This window comes from Bacillus sp. Nf3 (assembly GCF_003028545.1).
Lineage (GTDB): Bacteria > Bacillota > Bacilli > Bacillales > Bacillaceae > Bacillus > Bacillus safensis.
The window spans coordinates 655,904-672,398 of the sequence record NZ_PYUA01000002.1 but is presented as its reverse complement, the minus strand read 5'-3'; the positions used below and the strand labels follow the sequence as shown (position 1 = coordinate 672,398).

At 40.2% G+C, this 16,495-nt stretch carries 18 protein-coding genes and 1 riboswitch; of the genes, 1 reads left to right on the top strand and 17 read right to left on the bottom strand.

The annotated features are described in order from the left end of the window. Positions 1–3 precede the first annotated feature (3 nt). From rpsA to C9414_RS08260, 16 genes are all read right to left on the bottom strand, one after another. On the bottom strand, positions 4–1,155 hold the full coding sequence (gene rpsA / locus C9414_RS08335) for a 30S ribosomal protein S1 (protein WP_041085926.1): 1,152 nt from the start codon (positions 1,153–1,155) through the stop codon (positions 4–6). 223 nt (positions 1,156–1,378) lie between these two features. Further along, positions 1,379–2,056, bottom strand: coding sequence for a (d)CMP kinase (gene cmk, locus C9414_RS08330; RefSeq protein WP_039179588.1), 678 nt, complete (start codon positions 2,054–2,056; stop codon positions 1,379–1,381). A gap of 71 nt (positions 2,057–2,127) precedes the next feature. Continuing rightward, on the bottom strand, positions 2,128–2,310 hold the full coding sequence (locus tag C9414_RS08325; RefSeq protein ID WP_024422820.1) for a DUF5359 family protein: 183 nt from the start codon (positions 2,308–2,310) through the stop codon (positions 2,128–2,130). A gap of 63 nt (positions 2,311–2,373) precedes the next feature. Next, positions 2,374–3,021: a flagellar brake protein gene (locus C9414_RS08320; protein WP_107163415.1), complete on the bottom strand. Its 648-nt coding sequence runs from the start codon at positions 3,019–3,021 to the stop codon at positions 2,374–2,376. A 102-nt stretch (positions 3,022–3,123) separates the two neighbouring features. Further along, entirely contained in the window at positions 3,124–4,473 is a 1,350-nt protein-coding gene (gene ypeB, locus C9414_RS08315) for a germination protein YpeB (RefSeq protein ID WP_047202737.1), read from the bottom strand. Between the two features lie 16 nt (positions 4,474–4,489). Continuing rightward, positions 4,490–5,398 carry a spore cortex-lytic enzyme gene (gene sleB / locus C9414_RS08310; RefSeq protein ID WP_047202736.1) on the bottom strand — a complete coding sequence of 303 codons (909 nt, stop codon included), beginning with the start codon at positions 5,396–5,398 and terminating at the stop codon, positions 4,490–4,492. A gap of 134 nt (positions 5,399–5,532) precedes the next feature. Further along, positions 5,533–6,189 carry a glutamic-type intramembrane protease PrsW gene (prsW, locus tag C9414_RS08305; protein ID WP_024422824.1) on the bottom strand — a complete coding sequence of 219 codons (657 nt, stop codon included), beginning with the start codon at positions 6,187–6,189 and terminating at the stop codon, positions 5,533–5,535. Between the two features lie 156 nt (positions 6,190–6,345). Continuing rightward, positions 6,346–7,317, bottom strand: coding sequence for a YpdA family putative bacillithiol disulfide reductase (locus tag C9414_RS08300; protein WP_107163414.1), 972 nt, complete (start codon positions 7,315–7,317; stop codon positions 6,346–6,348). 124 nt (positions 7,318–7,441) lie between these two features. Beyond that, on the bottom strand, positions 7,442–8,716 hold the full coding sequence (locus C9414_RS08295; RefSeq protein ID WP_007500982.1) for a Glu/Leu/Phe/Val family dehydrogenase: 1,275 nt from the start codon (positions 8,714–8,716) through the stop codon (positions 7,442–7,444). Between the two features lie 196 nt (positions 8,717–8,912). After that, on the bottom strand, positions 8,913–9,491 hold the full coding sequence (locus C9414_RS08290; protein ID WP_107163413.1) for a genetic competence negative regulator: 579 nt from the start codon (positions 9,489–9,491) through the stop codon (positions 8,913–8,915). Between the two features lie 165 nt (positions 9,492–9,656). Further along, positions 9,657–10,445 (bottom strand): metallophosphoesterase, encoded by a 789-nt coding sequence (locus C9414_RS08285; protein ID WP_107163412.1) that lies wholly within the window; start codon positions 10,443–10,445, stop codon positions 9,657–9,659. A gap of 87 nt (positions 10,446–10,532) precedes the next feature. Then, a complete protein-coding gene (locus tag C9414_RS08280) occupies positions 10,533–10,988 on the bottom strand; it encodes a DUF2663 family protein (protein WP_047202733.1) in 456 nt (151 codons plus the stop codon). A gap of 64 nt (positions 10,989–11,052) precedes the next feature. Beyond that, the gene (locus C9414_RS08275; protein WP_047202732.1) at positions 11,053–11,838 is read right to left on the bottom strand and encodes a LysM peptidoglycan-binding domain-containing protein; all 786 of its coding nucleotides are present in this window, start codon (positions 11,836–11,838) and stop codon (positions 11,053–11,055) included. Further along, positions 11,783–12,424, bottom strand: a complete 642-nt coding sequence (locus C9414_RS08270; RefSeq protein WP_047202731.1) for a CPBP family intramembrane glutamic endopeptidase — start codon at positions 12,422–12,424, stop codon at positions 11,783–11,785. The genes C9414_RS08275 and C9414_RS08270 overlap by 56 nt, the downstream gene beginning before the upstream one ends. Then, complete coding sequence (locus tag C9414_RS08265; protein WP_107163411.1) at positions 12,421–13,929, bottom strand: RecQ family ATP-dependent DNA helicase; 1,509 nt, start codon at positions 13,927–13,929, stop codon at positions 12,421–12,423. The genes C9414_RS08270 and C9414_RS08265 overlap by 4 nt, the downstream gene beginning before the upstream one ends. Next, positions 13,922–14,974 (bottom strand): YpbB family protein, encoded by a 1,053-nt coding sequence (locus C9414_RS08260; RefSeq protein ID WP_107163410.1) that lies wholly within the window; start codon positions 14,972–14,974, stop codon positions 13,922–13,924. The genes C9414_RS08265 and C9414_RS08260 overlap by 8 nt, the downstream gene beginning before the upstream one ends. 267 nt (positions 14,975–15,241) lie before the next feature. On the opposite strand from C9414_RS08260, the gene C9414_RS08255 reads away from it, so the two are divergent. Then, positions 15,242–15,490, top strand: coding sequence for a ferredoxin (locus tag C9414_RS08255; protein WP_003215700.1), 249 nt, complete (start codon positions 15,242–15,244; stop codon positions 15,488–15,490). A 34-nt stretch (positions 15,491–15,524) separates the two neighbouring features. Here the strand turns inward: C9414_RS08255 and C9414_RS08250 are convergent, their stop codons facing one another. Continuing rightward, a complete protein-coding gene (locus C9414_RS08250) occupies positions 15,525–16,106 on the bottom strand; it encodes a riboflavin transporter FmnP (protein ID WP_024428075.1) in 582 nt (193 codons plus the stop codon). A 144-nt stretch (positions 16,107–16,250) separates the two neighbouring features. Beyond that, a riboswitch (FMN riboswitch) is annotated at positions 16,251–16,381 on the bottom strand. Positions 16,382–16,495: the final 114 nt, after the last annotated feature.

The following is a 16,495-nucleotide window of genomic DNA, read 5'->3' as shown; positions in this document are numbered from 1 at the left end:
AAATTATTTTAGTTTATTGAGTTTATCGCCAATCAGGTCACCAAGCTGGAATCCGCTTGTGTTTTCTTCTTTCGCTTGATATTGACGATAATCCTCTTCGATTTGTTTTTCAGGATTTTCTTCTAAATCACGAATGCTTAGTGAGATGCGCTCTTCGTCTTCATTCACATCAAGCACTTTCACTTTAACAGTTTGCCCTTCTTCAAGGACTTCTTGCGGCGTGCCGATATGTTTATGAGAGATTTGGGAAATATGCACAAGCCCTTCTACACCTGGCAGAATTTCAACAAATGCACCAAAGCTCACAAGACGTTGAACAGTTCCTTCAAGCACATCACCTTGTTTTACCTTTTCACCAATTTGGCTCCAAGGTCCTGGTAATGTTTCTTTAATAGATAGTGAGATACGTTCGTTATCACGATCAACAGCAAGTACTTTGACCTGGACTTCCTGTCCTTCTTCTACTACGTCAGATGGCTTTTCAACATGCGCATGGGATAGTTGAGAAATGTGAACTAATCCATCAATGCCGCCAATGTCAACAAATGCACCAAAATCAGTAAGCCTCTGCACTTTACCATCAATCACACTGCCTACTTCAAGCTTTTGCAGGAAGTCTTGCTTTTTGTCTAACTGCTCTTGCTCAACGACTGCACGGTGCGAGAGAATCACGCGATTTTTTTCGCGGTCAAGTTCTACCACGACAAGTGAGAGTGTTTTCCCTTTGTAATCTGTGAAGTCTTCTACATAGTGTGCTTCTACTAGAGATGCAGGAATAAATCCACGCACACCAATGTCAACGACAAGACCACCTTTTACAACGTCTTTTACTTCAGCTTCAAATACTTCTTTTGTTTCAAACTTTTTCTCTAGGTCTTCCCAAGCGCGGTCTGCATCAACAGCACGTTTAGATAAAATCAAAGCATCGTCTTCGACCTTTGTTACTTTAAGCTCTAACTCGTCGCCATCTTTCACGACATCTGATGCTTTTTCAACGTGAAGACTTGATAATTCACTGATTGGGATGATACCAGGTTGTTTCACATTGACGATATCTACATTGACATGCTTGTCCTCAACTTTAGAAACAATCCCTTTCACTACATCTCCAACCTCTGGTACCTGAACATCGATTTGATTCATTTCCTCTGTCATTTCGATAACCTCCTTGGTCCAAACCTACACAGCTTAGTTAAAACGACTGGGCGAATATGTGTCTTAAGCATGATGAATGCCAGCCGAATATGTATTATAGAAACATTCAAATCAATATAATTGCTTGAATGATCAATAAAAATAGTATTAGTATAAACTTCTAATAAAAGACCTTGTTTGTCAAGAGATAAACCTCTAACTTATTAAAGTTTTCTAAAATTTCTTACTGTTTCTCTACGCGGTCTGCTGCATCTAAAATTTTCCCTGCCACCTCTTGAATAGAAAGGGAGGTTGTGTCAATTTCAATGGCGTCATCCGCTTTCTTTAAAGGTGAAACTTCGCGCTCAGAATCAAGCTTGTCACGTCTTGCAATCTCTTCAATCAGCTGATCGTAATTGACATCGTAGCCTTTTTTCTGATTCTCTTCAAAGCGGCGTTTTGCTCTTTCTTCTACTGATGCAAGCAAGAAAATTTTCACTTCGGCATCTGGAAGTACGTGAGTGCCTATGTCTCTTCCATCCATAACGACACCACCTCGTTTGCCAAGCTCTTGCTGCCTGCGGACCATTTCTTCCCGAACAGCTCTGTGCTTTGCAACAACCGATACTTGGTTGCTTACGCGGTCTGTACGAATATCCTCTGTGACATCCGTATTGTTTAGATGGACTTTTTGACCCTCGCCTGTTGTTACAAGTTCAATGACTGTTTTTTTCAGTAATGAATCAAGTGCCTGTTCGTCTTCAAGGTCTACACCTTGATTAAGTGCCGCAAGTGTAATCGCGCGGTACATGGCACCTGTATCAATATAAATATATGATTTTTTGGCTGCGACAATTTTTGCCACAGTGCTTTTGCCTGCTGCTGCAGGACCATCAATTGCAATAGATAATTTCTTTTTCATAATACCTCTCCTTGATTGAATCTCCCTTATGAATTGTAACACGATCACCGCTCAAACGGGGGAATTTTCTATCAATCCTTCTGCTTAAACGTCTCAATCCATTCTTCAATGCTCATGTTATTCACACCCTCATACTGCACGACTTTTGACAAAAAAAGTTCTCCTTTCGTCAAATGAAGTGTGATCTGAACAGTTAGCAATAAAACAAGCTGAATGAGCACCACTTTCAATAACCATCTTTCCATTGTCTTCATACAAAAAGCCTCCACGCTAGATTCTTTCCTCTCTAGTATGGAAGCTTTTTACACCCTTTATTCTTATGCTTTTTTCACACGTGTTAAAAGCTGCTGCTGGAAGCAGTATTTCATAATGTGCTGCTGGTGATCATTTGTGATCTCTGAAAACTCCATGATCGCTCTTGTTTTGCCAGACTGTTCATCTTGATATACTCGATTCATCTCTGCAACCGCTTTAATTTTCACAGGCTCTTTTAAGGGAAGTTCAAACTCTGTGGCCACTTCTCCATAATCTTTCAATGACACGCCCTCAGGAACAGCAATCGCCACGCCGCCAGCACTTATATTCACAATAAACGTGTCAAAGGGCTCTTCATCCGTTTGCATGATAGTGGCTTTGATCATCGTATCCACTCTCAAATATTCTCTTCGCTGAAGCCGGACCATTTCTTCTTTTGGCGGAATGGAAATAACAATCATCGGAATATCTTCTTTTCTTTTTCCAATTACTTCGCTTTTACATTTGTATGGAATTTGATTTTCGTCAAAAAAGAAGACGGTGATTTCTGTCTGCTGGTTTAAGTAGATGGTGCGGCCCGTTTCTTTATCTGCTGGATAATTAATGAAAATATCATCGTTATTATTTTCCAAAACCTTCGATTTTGCTGTTTTCACTTCTTTATTCTCATTGACATATTCAATTGTGATTGCATCCCCTATTTGTAACATTCCTCATCACTCTTTTCATCTGTGAAATCGTATCCTCTCCTATATTAAACCATGTCTAAAACAAAAGGAAAAGACTTATTAGCCTTTTCCTCGCTTCCTTTTCTATAGGTCTTTATATATAGGTTCTGCATTTTTCAGTTTATCTACACGTTCTTCTTTTCCAGTATCTGCATTAATGAACATGCGGTACGTATCGTTTTTTATCGTTCCGAGGAACTCATAGCATAGAACTTCCTCTGACATATCATTTTGCACAATCGCCAAATGAGTATCTTCGATCTTTACATGCTGATTCAATGTTTTCTGTGCTTCTTTTTGAGAGATTTTCGGTGCCTTGATGTCTCGAGTTTTATGATTCGTTAAGTAGTCCTTCGCTGAAAACCCAACAACCTCGCCATCATCCAATGCGACTTTCATGCGTATACTATCTGGATAAAGCAATACATTTTTTTGAAGAGGCACATAGGTAAATACACCGATATTATCAAATTGTGCACTTTCATCTAAATGGAACGATTCTGTGTCAAATCCGTGCTTCTTTAAAAAGCTGAGTGCTTTTTCTGATGCATCATTCAAACTGATTTTTTGTTTTTTCACGTCACGATTCTGAAGAAGGTAGACTGGATGTCCTCCTTTTTCAGTTAAGTCTAAGTAAAAGTTAGCATGGCTGTCTGGATCAGACATCGATAAGCTGTACACGTCGCGATTGGTTTTGCTGCCGCTTTTTCTCACTTTAAAATGTTGATTATGGTCGGGTGTGAATTGCTGTGCAATGCGGATCGCTTCTTTTTTTGAAATCTTATCGCCTTTTAAATGATTGTAGCCTTGTGTTTCTTTTTCTGTCGACACATTTGTAGGCCCAAGATCGACATCTGCAAACGCATCTGCATTTCTCTCAACTGTTTTCAGCCCGTCAATGATGGTGTTGTCGTTCTTTCGATCGCCGTCAGCCAGCGCCATTTCAACATCCATCCATTTTAAGTTTTTATTAAGGACGAGATGCTGCACTTGTCTAAGTTCGTTTTGGATATCTGATGCTTGATTATAAAGGGCTGAAATGGCTTTGTGTGTATCTTTATTTAATGGTTCGTCTGATAAAGTTTTGACTGATGATTTATAGCTAAAGTCTCCGACATTCGCCAGGAATTCTTCCGTTTTATTAAAAGGCATCAATGTGAGCGGGAGCTGACTAACATTGTTATGCGCTTCTGATGACATTCTCCATACATCTGCAAGTGCTGGTGAGATGGATGTTTGGCTGTTCATCGCAAGTGTTGCGCCCAGTTTGTCATGCAGCTGATCCACCTGATACGTTAAATCGTGGAAGGCTCTTTGGTAGTTGTTCTCAGCATGAAGCAGCACGGCGTCTTTTTCTTGATGTTCTTTATAGCCCCAGTAACCTGTTGAGATGACAGCAATTCCTAAAATAGCAATCAATATTCCTCTGATCATTTATTTACACCTCTTTTTATTCGCAGAATATATGTTTACCGATTCGTTTAATTTGTGGTCTTCCCCAAATCCATGGACTTGTTGCTGTATCAGGATTAAAGTAATAAATGGCGCTCTCAGATGGGTCCCAGCCATTGATTGCATCAAACACAGCCTTTTTTGCCGTTTCATCTGGCGTCATATAAAATTGCCCATCTGCAACAGCGGTAAACGCTAGCGGTTCAAAAATGACCCCTGCGATCGTATTTGGAAAGGTCGGATTGTTCAAACGGTTTAAGATCACGGCCGCGATGGCCACCTGTCCTTCATATGGCTCACCTCTTGCTTCACTGTAAACAGCTTGCGACAAGAGCTGAATGTCATTACTAGAAAAACCACCAGGCATGTTGGCTGCTGTTTGTTTCGGTGTTTGATTTCCCTGCTGGCTGCCTGACTGATTGCCAGACTTCGCAGATGATCCACTTTGACTTTTTTGATTTTCTTTTGTACCTTGAGCTGTCTTTTTTTGCGTGCTTCTTTTCGGAGCCTTTGTTTGCTGATCAAGAGGCTTTCCGCCATAATGGGTAAACTGGTTCCCTTGCTGCAGCTGCTTTTGAACAAATTCTTTGTAGTATTTCGTCTTTTGAACTAATAAGCTTTTTGTTTTCTCGCCTACAAGTCCATCGACTTTCTTGATGCCAAATTGGCTTTGAAAGTTACGAACGGCCCAGTACGTCCCCCAGCCATAGACGCCATCAATTTTGCCATTGTAAAAACCATTGTATTGGAGACGCGCTTGCAGTTCGACTACATCTTCTCCTGTTGCGCCCCGCTGGATGACTTGGCTGGTGAAGGCTTCACTTTTACTCTCTGTCAAAAGTGAAGACGCAAGAAGAACGATTGAGAAGATAAGAACGATTTGTTTTATGAAACGAGCTTTATCCATATTTGATCCTCCTGTACTTTTGATGTTTGAATATATGTTTCTTCCGATCCCTATTTTTATACATTCAACACAGGAGAGAATTGGATGGAAAAGACAAAAAAACGCCCTATCAACAAATAGGACGTTTTCAAAAATTAAATTTGCACCATTTTTACCGCACGGGCTTTTTTTGCTTTCCTTAAACCAAACCACCATAAAAAAATCATGAACGGCACCATGATATATCCCCAGTTTTTCATCCCTAATAGAATGAAATCATACAGGCCGTGAAACAGCACAGGGAGCGTTAAAGAAAGGATCAGCCATTTGCGCTGCTCCTTTTTATCAGAGAAGCGGGCTTTTCCGATATAAAATCCCATCACAACACCAAATAATGCGTGACTTGATACAGGTAATAAAGCACGGGTAAATGCATATTCGACCCCATGACCGACTAAGTAAAGAATATTTTCAAGTGTTGCAAAACCAAGTGAGACACTCGTTCCATACACAATCCCGTCATAATGTTCGTCAAACTGAGCATGCGCATAAACGCTGACCATTAAAATAAACCATTTTAATGATTCTTCTAAAAAGCCCGACGTCACAAATGAAATCAAGATAGGGTTTGTTGCGATATTTTCCTCTTGAAGGACATATTGAATAAACATGGTTGGAAACACAAGTATGACACCTAGCATAAAAGATCTGATGACCATATGAACCGGCTCATTGTCGTACTGATCTTTCAAATAAAAATAACTTAAAAGTGCGATGCCGGGAGCTAAACCTGCTGAGATGATTGCGATCATAACCAGACCTCTTTCCCTACATTATCCTTCATTATCGTACCATGATTTACCCTTTTTTTATATGACTCGGGCCCATTTTTCTAAAAATAACTTTCTATATAATCCCAATTTATATAAAAAAGAACCGAATCCCTTTTGAAGGATCCAGTTCTTTTTTTATCCGTTGATTCTTTTGTTGATTTCTTCAGCAATGAGTCCGCCATGAAATCTTCCATTTTCGATGAAAATTTCATTCGCATTATTTCCAGCAGCAATGACTCCTGCAATGAAAATACCTTCAACATTCGTTTCCATCGTTTGTTCATCAAATGCTGGACGGCCTGATTCTTGATCAATCGTGACACCCATTTTTTCTAAGAAAGAATGATCTGGATGATAGCCAGTCATGGCAAATACATAGTCACTTTTCACTCGATCCGTTTGATCTTGCTGGTTTGTAAAGATCACTTCTTCTTCTGTGATTTCTTTCACCTGCGCGCCAAACTCCATTTGAATCGTTCCATTACGGACAAGCGCTTCAAACTCTGGTAAAATCCAAGGTTTGATGCTGGATGAATATTCAGTTCCTCTATACAGCACAGTGACTCTGCTTCCGCATTTCACAAGTTCTAGCGCAGCATCCACACTGGAGTTCTTCCCGCCGATCACCGTCACATCTTTATCAAAATATGGATGTCCTTCTTTAAAGTAGTGATACACGTGGGGAAGGTCTTCTCCTTTGACGTTCATATAGTTTGGATGATCATAGTAGCCAGTTGCAATGACGACGTAATCACATGAATAGTCGTCTTTTGATGTATTCACTGTAAAACGGCCATCTTGTTTCGTCACGGCGTTTACTTTTTCAAAAGCATGCACACGCAGGCTTTTTCGTCTGACGACCTCTCGGTAATAGGAAAGTGCCTGAATACGAACGGGCTTACGATTTTCAGTAATAAAAGCGACATCACCAATTTCAAGCTTTTCACTTGTACTAAAAAAGGTTTGATGTGTTGGGTAATGATAAATACTATTCACGACATTCCCCTTTTCAATCACAAGTGCATCAATCCCAATTTGCTTGAATGCGATGGCAGCTGATAGCCCGCATGGTCCGCCTCCTATTATGATCGCTTTTTCTTGTTTCATTTGTTCCACTCCTGTCATTTCACTGCAATAACAATTGCTGGGCTGTTTGATTCTTTGTTCCATTCCATAAAAAAATCTCCTATTTAAGGATAGGAGATTTTAAGGCGCGATGCAAATAAGCCGCTTAAATCCAGCCTCTGAATCGAGAAGCTTCAGCCATTTTACGTACACCGACCATATATGCAGCAAGACGCATATCGATCCGGCGGTTTTGCGCCATTTCATAAATATTATTAAATGATTTCACCATCATATCTTCTAAACGAGTTTCAACTTCTTCTTCAGTCCAGTAGAACCCTTGGTTATTCTGAACCCATTCAAAGTAAGAAACAGTTACACCACCCGCACTCGCAAGTACGTCTGGGACAAGTAGTACACCACGATCTGAAAGAATTTTGGTTCCTTCCAGTGTCGTTGGACCATTTGCTGCTTCAACGACAATTTTGGCTTTAATGTTTGCCGCATTATCTTCTGTGATTTGGTTTTCAATGGCTGCAGGTACTAGGATATCACAATCTAGCTCAAGCAGCTCTTGGTTTGTAATTGTATCGTTAAATAATTTAGTGACGGTTCCAAAGCTGTCACGTCGGTCAAGCAAGTAGTCAATATCTAGACCATCTTCATCGTATAATCCGCCGTACGCATCTGAAATCCCTACGATTTTTGCTCCAGCATCATACATGAATTTAGCTAAGTAGCTTCCTGCATTTCCGAATCCCTGTACGACAACACGAGCCCCGTTAATGTCAATTCCTTTTTTCTTCGCCGCTTCTTTGATGCAGATCGTCACACCTTTTGCTGTTGCAGTATCACGTCCGTGTGATCCTCCAAGAACAATTGGTTTTCCTGTAATAAATCCTGGCGAGTTAAACTCATCAATTCTAGAATATTCATCCATCATCCATGCCATAATTTGAGAGTTCGTAAACACGTCTGGTGCCGGAACATCTTTTGTTGGTCCAACAATTTGACTGATGGCGCGAACATAGCCGCGGCTAAGTTTTTCAAGCTCTCTGAATGACATTTCTCTTGGATCACAGATAATACCGCCTTTTCCTCCGCCATAAGGAAGATCCACAATTCCACATTTTAAACTCATCCAAATTGAAAGCGCTTTTACTTCTTTTTCCGTAACGTTCGGGTGGAAACGAATTCCGCCTTTTGTTGGACCGACAGCATCATTGTGCTGTGCGCGGTAACCAGTGAAAATTTTCACAGATCCATCATCCATACGTACTGGAATTTTGACCGTTAATAGACGAATTGGCTCCTTCAGTAATTCATACACTTCCTGCGGATACCCTAATTTGTCTAGCGCTTTATGTATGACGGTTTGAGTTGACTTTAAAACATCTAGCTTATCTTCTGCGTTATGAGCGGCGTTTTGATCGGCTGCCATTAAAATAAACCCCCTAGAAATCTTTCATGATCTACTGCTCCCTTTCAAGCAATAGTATACACCTTCGTACTGGTAAAGCAAAGGTAAAAAGCGTTTTTTATCAAAATAAAATATCAGCGTTTATAAATATAAAAAAGGATATAAAAAAATACTGTTGTTTCATCACAACAGTATTAAATATAATAGAAAAAAGTGATTAAAAATACATTTGAATCGTTTTCACAGCATCTTCTTGCATGATCACTTTTCCATACTCTTTTAGCCGGTGAATGGTTAGTGTCGTAGGTGAACCAAACTCTGCTAAAATTGAAATGACTGTATCAGCAGATAGTTCTCCAACATCATCTAGGCTGAGATAATATTGACCTTCATAATGGTAAACTGTACCCCCTAAAAGTCCAATACGACTTAAACTATGGGACAGTTGAATCACATCTTCAAACGAGGCAAATTGATAGAGCACATGCTTGCTCTCGTCGAGCTTGACTTGCATCTCAATGTAATCTTCATCAAACTCATCATCAGTATCTTCCTGCTGACTCTTTGTGACAATGACGACCATCCCCTGCGCCTGAAGAGAAAATACTTCAACAGCAATCGGTCCATTCGCTTCAAAACCGAGCTCCTGATTCGCCTCGTTCATCATGTCTTTAAACAGTTGATGGACTTTGAACGAATCTTTCCAAAGGTCTTCTTTCGTAAGACCTCGGTCTGTCAGGTCATCTAGTGTGAGAAAAATTTTGATTTTATTATAATTCAGACGCTCCAGTCGCATAACGTTCCCTCCTGCCTCTTCTAAACACACATCATACTGTAGTATATGAGATGATGAGTCATAGGTTCTTAATTTTGTATTCAGTTTACACTGTGTCAAGACGGAAGACAAGCATGAAGCTATGCTTACGGTGACTTTTATGGAAAATATTGAGGGTTCCGCAAGTTAACGCTTTTTTAGAGGCATTAAATAGATCAGATGGGTTTCTGGTTCTGCTCCGAGACGCATGGGAATTTTTGTTGTTCCGTAGCCATTACTAATGAGAAAGAACGCACCTTTGACCTGGCCTGTTCTTCCTTTTTCATACGGTCCAAATTTCCCAATTCGGATCTGTCCCCCATGCGTATGACCGCTCAGGACAAGATCAATTCCTTCCTCTTCACTCATCAAATGATGTACATCTGGATTGTGTGATAAGAGAATATTGACATCTTCTTTCACAAACTCTGGCCGTATCGCTTCATAATCTGCTTTTTCAAGCCGAATATCATCAATTCCTCCGATTTTAATTCGCTGGCCTTCGAAATTCCATACAGCCGTTTCATTTTGCAAAGTCGTGACATCGTATGCATGAAGAATCTCTTTCAACCTTTGCTGGTGCAGCTCATGATCATTATTTCCCCAAACAAAATAAACCGGCGCAATTCTTGATAAACGTTTCACATTTTCTTCAATCCTTGCGTAGGGCACACCTTTTTCTGCTAAATCTCCGCCAATCATAATCACATCTGGCTCTTCCTGTCTGATTTCTGCTAATAAAGTGTCACTGATGAGACGTCTGTGTGTATCAGAAATAAAGAAAATGACAGCAGGCCGGTCTGATTGAAGTGCTTCTATTGTAAAGTAATGCTTTTTGATGTTGTTTTGTTTTGCCGTTTTCACCATTTTTGCCGTTACACACACACCTGTTGTAACAGCCGCAATGGCGGCAGTAAATCCGATGGCATATTTCATCGCAAATGGCTCCCTTACATATCTTTCTTTCATAAGACGCTTGAATGAAAAAAGACGTTTCAACTGTTAAACGTCTTTTTTTCTCATTTATTTACTTTCATAATAGAGATTAATGTCATATTGCTTCTGCATATAGTGAAAAACTGCCTCGCGCTCTTTCCACTGATTTGATTGCGGCCATAAGTCTGTGCTCTTTTGTATAATTTCACATCGAAGCCGATGATATTCATCTTCAGCCTTTTCTTCTTTTTTCTTATAGTAATAAGAAGCATAAAAAGCAAAAACCTCAGCCATGATCCAAAACAGAAATACTTCATGACCAAGCAGTGTGGCAATCATGGCTTCCGGCTGAAGCGAGCCGCCTCCCGCATTTGCCGTGATCACAAAATAAAACAAAAGAATGGCCAGCGATAGAAGGGCTGTCCATTGCCACCTTTTGCACTGCTTGGCAAAACCCTCATATTTATGCTTTCTTTTGATCAATGTTTCCATCATCTTCTGTGTTGGCTGATCCATATATCGGCTGATTGCGTGCAATGTCATCACATACACCCTGTCCCTTTTTTCTACATATGTATGTGCCTGCTTCTTCATTCATGTCAGATGATTAGTTTTCTAGTGGAATATTCAGCACTTGACCACTGTACACGCTGTTACCTTTCAAATGATTATAGGCTCTAATTTTCTCTTCACCCGAACGGTTTTTGTAATACTTCATTGAAATTCGATACAGGTTTTCCTCTGGACCAACAGTGTGCTGCACGACACGAACTGGCTTTTCTTCCTGCTTCTTTTTCTCTTCAGCTTCTTTTCGTTTTTTCTCTTCCTGTTGCTTTTGCAGGGCTAGCTGCTGCTGTTCACGCTTTTTGGCAGCTTCAGCTCGCTCCCGCTCTTTTTCTTTCGCTGCTTGTTCACGCTCTTCTTTCTCTTTAGCAGCTTTTTCTTTTTTCTTCTGTTCAGCTTTTTCTTTCGATCGCTGTTTTTCTTCATCTTTCTTTTGCTTCTCATCATCAGACACATCCGCTTTATCAGCGCTTGAGTCATTTTTCGTTTCGGCAAGTGCTGACGGGACTGGGTCTGTGTCAGCACTTGATGTAGAATCAATATTATATACATCTTGATTATTATTATGGTTAATTTCCTTTGACGTGTAGTAGATCAAAAGGAAGAACACCGTGACGACGATAATAGGAAAGATAATAGCCAGTGTTGTAAACAATGGATTGCGAACCTTTTTTGTGCGCTGCTTTTTATATTCATGAAAATCTTCTCGTGTAGGAAAGTGAGAGTCATCTGAAGGCTGTACTTCTTCTTCAAAAATCTTCTCAACATCATCGTCATGGATGTTTGTCAGCTGCTCTTTCTTTCTCTTCATTCTCGACATTTCTTCCATGTTCATCCCTCCCCCTATATTTTAAACGAATTTGACAAGCAAAGACTAAGTCAATGACAAAATGGGTCATGACAGGAACAAATAAATTCCCCGTCCACTCGTATAAAAGTCCTAAAAAAATACTAATGGAAACCACAAGGATAAACAAGAGTATTTTTGATAAGTAGCGAAAGTGAAGGAGTGCAAATACGATACTAGCAATCTCCAATCCAAATTGCTGCTGGACGATCCCTCGGAATAGAATTTCCTCTGAAAAGGCGATGAGCAGTGTTAACCAAACAATATGCGGGATGCTGCGGTTTTTGAACATTTTTTCATTTAATCCGCCATCATCATACATATGAGCAGGAAACACCTTCATGACAATCGCATCCACAATGATTACAAGCACAGCGCCGCCAATTCCATAAGTCAGTATCCGCGCATCTTGAATCTCCCAAAGGGATGTGAAATCTGTCCAATGATCGAACATAAATATCCCTAGTAAAAAAGAAATAACCAGCATCAGCAGCTGCGTAAAATACAGCTGTTCTACGACTTGTCGATCGGTTAATTTTTCAATGATTCGGCGATGTTGTTCGATCAATGCTGCGCCTCTTTTGTCAGATGAAACATACGATTCAGCACTGTATTCCAGTGTTTCATTTCATTCAGCTCCAATGGTTGTTCTTTTTTTTCATAATCAGACAGGTCAAGTCCGCAAGAAGAGCAGCAATTGCCAGAGGATGCGGTCTCCGTTTGATCAAGCTGTTCGTAAAAGTATGATAACAGAGATTGTCTAAAGCAGCTATGACCTGTGATCCGCTCCTTAAATTGCCATACTTTTCTCAGTTTTTCTGTTTGTCTGTCCTGCAATTTCTCTTTCAGTTTCATCAGGAGCACACGAGGCTGTTCAGACTGATACATCCTGTAATAGTGGATCAACATTCTTGCCCGTGTCTCCTGAAGCCCTGATTCCATCAATTGTTCACGTAATTTTTTTTCATCATTTGTCTGCGTTTGTGTCAGTCTAGCTAAGAAAAAATCAATTTCTGGATCATCAAAGCCCTCGGCTTGTATTAAATGCTGTTGAATGTCCGCATCCTCTTCTGTATATAAAAGAATGCTCACACTGTTTTTCCCGTCCCGTCCTGCTCTTCCAATTTCCTGCATAAATGCTTCAATTGACTGCGGCGGGCTCATATGAATAACAAATCGTATATCTGCTTTGTCAATTCCCATTCCAAAAGCACTTGTACAACAAATGAGATCAAGCTGTCCGCTGATAAATTGCTGCTGAATAAGCATGCGGTCTCCTGCATCCATTCCGCCATGGTAATACTCTACACGCTGATGGGTTTTTTGTTTCATAAAAAGCGCCATGTCTTCAGTCATTTGCCGAGTCGGGCAATAAATCAGACCGGGGCCTTGCAGGAATTCCACAAGCTCAATGGCCCGTTTCTCTTTTGCTTCTTTCGTTTCGTGCGCTTCTTTGAGTAAAGCGATGTTTGGCCGGTTGACAGAATGAATATGAAAGTCCGGATGCTGCAATCTTAACGTTTGCACGGTATCTTTAAGTGTTTGTTTTGTTGCAGTTGCCGTAAGTGCTAAGGCGACAGGATGACCTAACGCTTCTCTCCATTCTCCCAGCTTAGAATATTCCGGACGGAAATCATGCCCCCATTCGGATATACAATGGGCTTCATCGACGACGAACAGACCAATATGCATCGATTTGAGCTGTTCTAGCAGTACCTCTGACATTAATGCCTCAGGGGCGACGAATAAAAATTTATATGATGGCAAATGCCGAATGATATGTCGTCTCTCCTGAAAAGACAATGTGCTGTTCAGTGCCGCCACTCGTTTTTCTCCGCGCATTTTCATTCGTTCTACTTGATCCTCCATAAGCGATAACAGCGGCGAAATAATGAGAACTAATCCATCTGTCATATAGCCGGGAATTTGATAGCAGATGGATTTCCCTCCGCCAGTAGGCAGCATGGCAACGGTATCCTTTTGATTTAGTACACTTTGAATAATGTCCTCTTGACCTGTTTTAAATGAGTCGTAACCAAAATATCGCATGAGCGTCTGATGAAGCTTATCCATTTGCTTTCACCATCCTTGTCAGAGCCAATCGTATTTGAAAATAAGTAAATGAATGTTCGAGTTTTTCTTTAATCAGCTTCATTTTATTTGTTTGAAGCTCCCTGGCTACTGCATGAATGGCCTGCTGCGCTTCTTCGCTCACATACGGCTCTATTGAGAAGTTCGGTTCATGTATGGAAAGCTCGACAATATGGTCTTCGATCGTTGCCTTTTTTAATGAACGAATATGCGAAATCTGATCAATATCAAAGCCTTTTTGCACAAGTTCGAGCGTTTTGTGAGTAGAGGTTGTTAGCACGCGTTTGAATTCAAGGTCACCTACGAGCTGCTGCATGACTAGTGCCTCACCTTTTTGGGCAGCATGAATAAAATAATGAAGGACATTCCAAAAAAGCAGGTACACATACCACACATCTTCTTTTAGCCACTCTGCCATTTGCTGATACGTACGCCCGATTCTTTCATTTGACGTCAATGAATAAACAAAAATCAGCGCCTCTTGATCACTTATACGGCTAAGAAGCGTTTCTAGTTCATGATGCAGCTCTTCTGAAAGTTTATTCTTCTCGTGATGCTGTTTTAAGAAGGATTTCGTCCAGCTTTGTACGGATACATCTCTTTGTATTGGGACATATTGATACGATCCAGCCATATGGTGAGAAAGCACTTGTACAAGTAAGGAGAGCCTCATCCATAGCACCTTTGCTTTATCATGATATTTTGCACCATGAAAATAAACGGGCATCGGTTTTTCTAAAAAATACTGGTTTAGCATACGCTGTCCTGCATCTGTAACAGTGAATGTCTCCCCCGTTTTTTTGATGTAGTGCTCTTCGTCAAGTTTTATAGTAGAGCGATTCAGCTGATCCCTCGTAAACCCCGGATAACAGCCGAAGTACTTTGAAAGCTGAAATAAACTGGCATCCTGTATGGTTTGTGATGATTTTTTTCCTTTAAAAAGATGGTAGACAGCACTTATGGAGCGTTCGCCGTTCAATTTATATACGCTGTCCATTAACATGACATCCAAATAATGAAGAGTCATTCGCCAAAGCACCTGTCTTCCTGACAAAATTCGAATATATTCTCCCTTTATTTTAACAGATTTCATAGAAGAAGAAATGTTTAAACTCAATTTGTGGGGGAAAGTTATGAACAAACCCTTATGTGATAAGCATTCTCAATCACTTTACAGTTGAAATGTGAAATTAAAATCATTACAATAAGGTTTGAGGAAATTGTTTTTTATCGGTGAAACTAAAAAGGTTAGACCATTTGTTCCATCGAACAATCTGGGAGGTATTTTTTTAACATGGCAAAATATACAATTGTAGACAAAGACACATGTATTGCTTGCGGCGCATGCGGTGCAGCTGCTCCAGACATTTATGATTATGATGATGAAGGCATTGCATTTGTTACGCTTGATGACAACCAAGGAACTGTAGAGGTTCCAGAAGTACTTGAAGAAGATATGCTTGATGCATTTGAAGGATGTCCAACGGATTCAATCAAAGTTGCGGACGAATCTTTCGAGGGTGACCCACTTAAGCATGAATAGTATAAAAGCCCCTTATGCAGGGGCTTTTTTCATATTAACTATTTTGAAGTCGGCGTTTATTTTCAAACCATGGACGCATTTTCACAAAAATGAGGCTAAACACGATGGTAATGATGATGCCTTTAATAAGATTAAAAGGCAATATCCCTGCTGTTATCGTCGCCTTGAGCATATTATCCGAAAGTTGAGGTGCATTTAAAAACCATGTGTAAGCCGGCAGAAACAGGAAGTAATTTAAAATACTCATCATCACAGTCATAAGCACTGTGCCCAAGAACATAGACCATACAATTCCCTTTGCCGATTTGATTTTTTTGAAAATGAAGGCCACTGGTAAAATGAACAATACGCCTGCTGTAAAGTTCGCTACTTGATCAACAGGAACACCAGACATACTGCCATGAATGAGATAATGCAGTACATTTTTTAACGCCTCAACAGCAATACCTGCACCCGGCCCATAAATTAAAATCGCAATAATCGCTGGAATATCGCTGAAATCAATTTTCAAATATCCTGGAAGCCCAGGGAACGGGAAGTTTAATAACATTAAAACAAATGAAATACTGCTAAGCATACTGATTACGACTAAACGCTTTACTTTACTTTGATTCAATATTCTCTCTCCTTTTCGATCAAATCTTTCGAAAAGAGGATTGTTCCATTTTAGCCACAAAAAAACCGCCCTTGAAAACAGGAGCGGGGAAATTGGGCTAGACAAATAAACGTGTAAACATCAATGTTTTCAACGTTTATGAACCTCCATCTTCTCCCATCCAGACTATACTGTCGGCTTCGGAATCACACCGAATCCTGCCAAAAAGGCTCGCGGGCTTAGAGACTATGCTCATCACCGCCGGTAGGGAATTACACCCTGCCCCGAAGATTGATCATTATTCAATTCGACATCATTATATATGATATATGAGCATTTGTACAGATAAAAATCCTGAGCAAATTCATCAGTTTTAAGAAATCGTAAAAAACACAAAAATTCTAATGACA

What these genes read in the sequence shown, in the direction of transcription:
- rpsA (WP_041085926.1), bottom strand. Translation starts at nt 1,155, where the DNA reads ATGACAGAGGAAATGAATCAAATCGATGTTCAGGTACCAGAGGTTGGA.
- cmk (WP_039179588.1), bottom strand. Translation starts at nt 2,056, where the DNA reads ATGAAAAAGAAATTATCTATTGCAATTGATGGTCCTGCAGCAGCAGGC.
- C9414_RS08325 (WP_024422820.1), bottom strand. Translation starts at nt 2,310, where the DNA reads ATGAAGACAATGGAAAGATGGTTATTGAAAGTGGTGCTCATTCAGCTT.
- C9414_RS08320 (WP_107163415.1), bottom strand. Translation starts at nt 3,021, where the DNA reads ATGTTACAAATAGGGGATGCAATCACAATTGAATATGTCAATGAGAAT.
- ypeB (WP_047202737.1), bottom strand. Translation starts at nt 4,473, where the DNA reads ATGATCAGAGGAATATTGATTGCTATTTTAGGAATTGCTGTCATCTCA.
- sleB (WP_047202736.1), bottom strand. Translation starts at nt 5,398, where the DNA reads ATGGATAAAGCTCGTTTCATAAAACAAATCGTTCTTATCTTCTCAATC.
- prsW (WP_024422824.1), bottom strand. Translation starts at nt 6,189, where the DNA reads ATGATCGCAATCATCTCAGCAGGTTTAGCTCCCGGCATCGCACTTTTA.
- C9414_RS08300 (WP_107163414.1), bottom strand. Translation starts at nt 7,317, where the DNA reads ATGAAACAAGAAAAAGCGATCATAATAGGAGGCGGACCATGCGGGCTA.
- C9414_RS08295 (WP_007500982.1), bottom strand. Translation starts at nt 8,716, where the DNA reads ATGGCAGCCGATCAAAACGCCGCTCATAACGCAGAAGATAAGCTAGAT.
- C9414_RS08290 (WP_107163413.1), bottom strand. Translation starts at nt 9,491, where the DNA reads ATGCGACTGGAGCGTCTGAATTATAATAAAATCAAAATTTTTCTCACA.
- C9414_RS08285 (WP_107163412.1), bottom strand. Translation starts at nt 10,445, where the DNA reads ATGAAATATGCCATCGGATTTACTGCCGCCATTGCGGCTGTTACAACA.
- C9414_RS08280 (WP_047202733.1), bottom strand. Translation starts at nt 10,988, where the DNA reads ATGACATTGCACGCAATCAGCCGATATATGGATCAGCCAACACAGAAG.
- C9414_RS08275 (WP_047202732.1), bottom strand. Translation starts at nt 11,838, where the DNA reads ATGGAAGAAATGTCGAGAATGAAGAGAAAGAAAGAGCAGCTGACAAAC.
- C9414_RS08265 (WP_107163411.1), bottom strand. Translation starts at nt 13,929, where the DNA reads ATGGATAAGCTTCATCAGACGCTCATGCGATATTTTGGTTACGACTCA.
- C9414_RS08260 (WP_107163410.1), bottom strand. Translation starts at nt 14,974, where the DNA reads ATGACTCTTCATTATTTGGATGTCATGTTAATGGACAGCGTATATAAA.
- C9414_RS08255 (WP_003215700.1), top strand. Translation starts at nt 15,242, where the DNA reads ATGGCAAAATATACAATTGTAGACAAAGACACATGTATTGCTTGCGGC.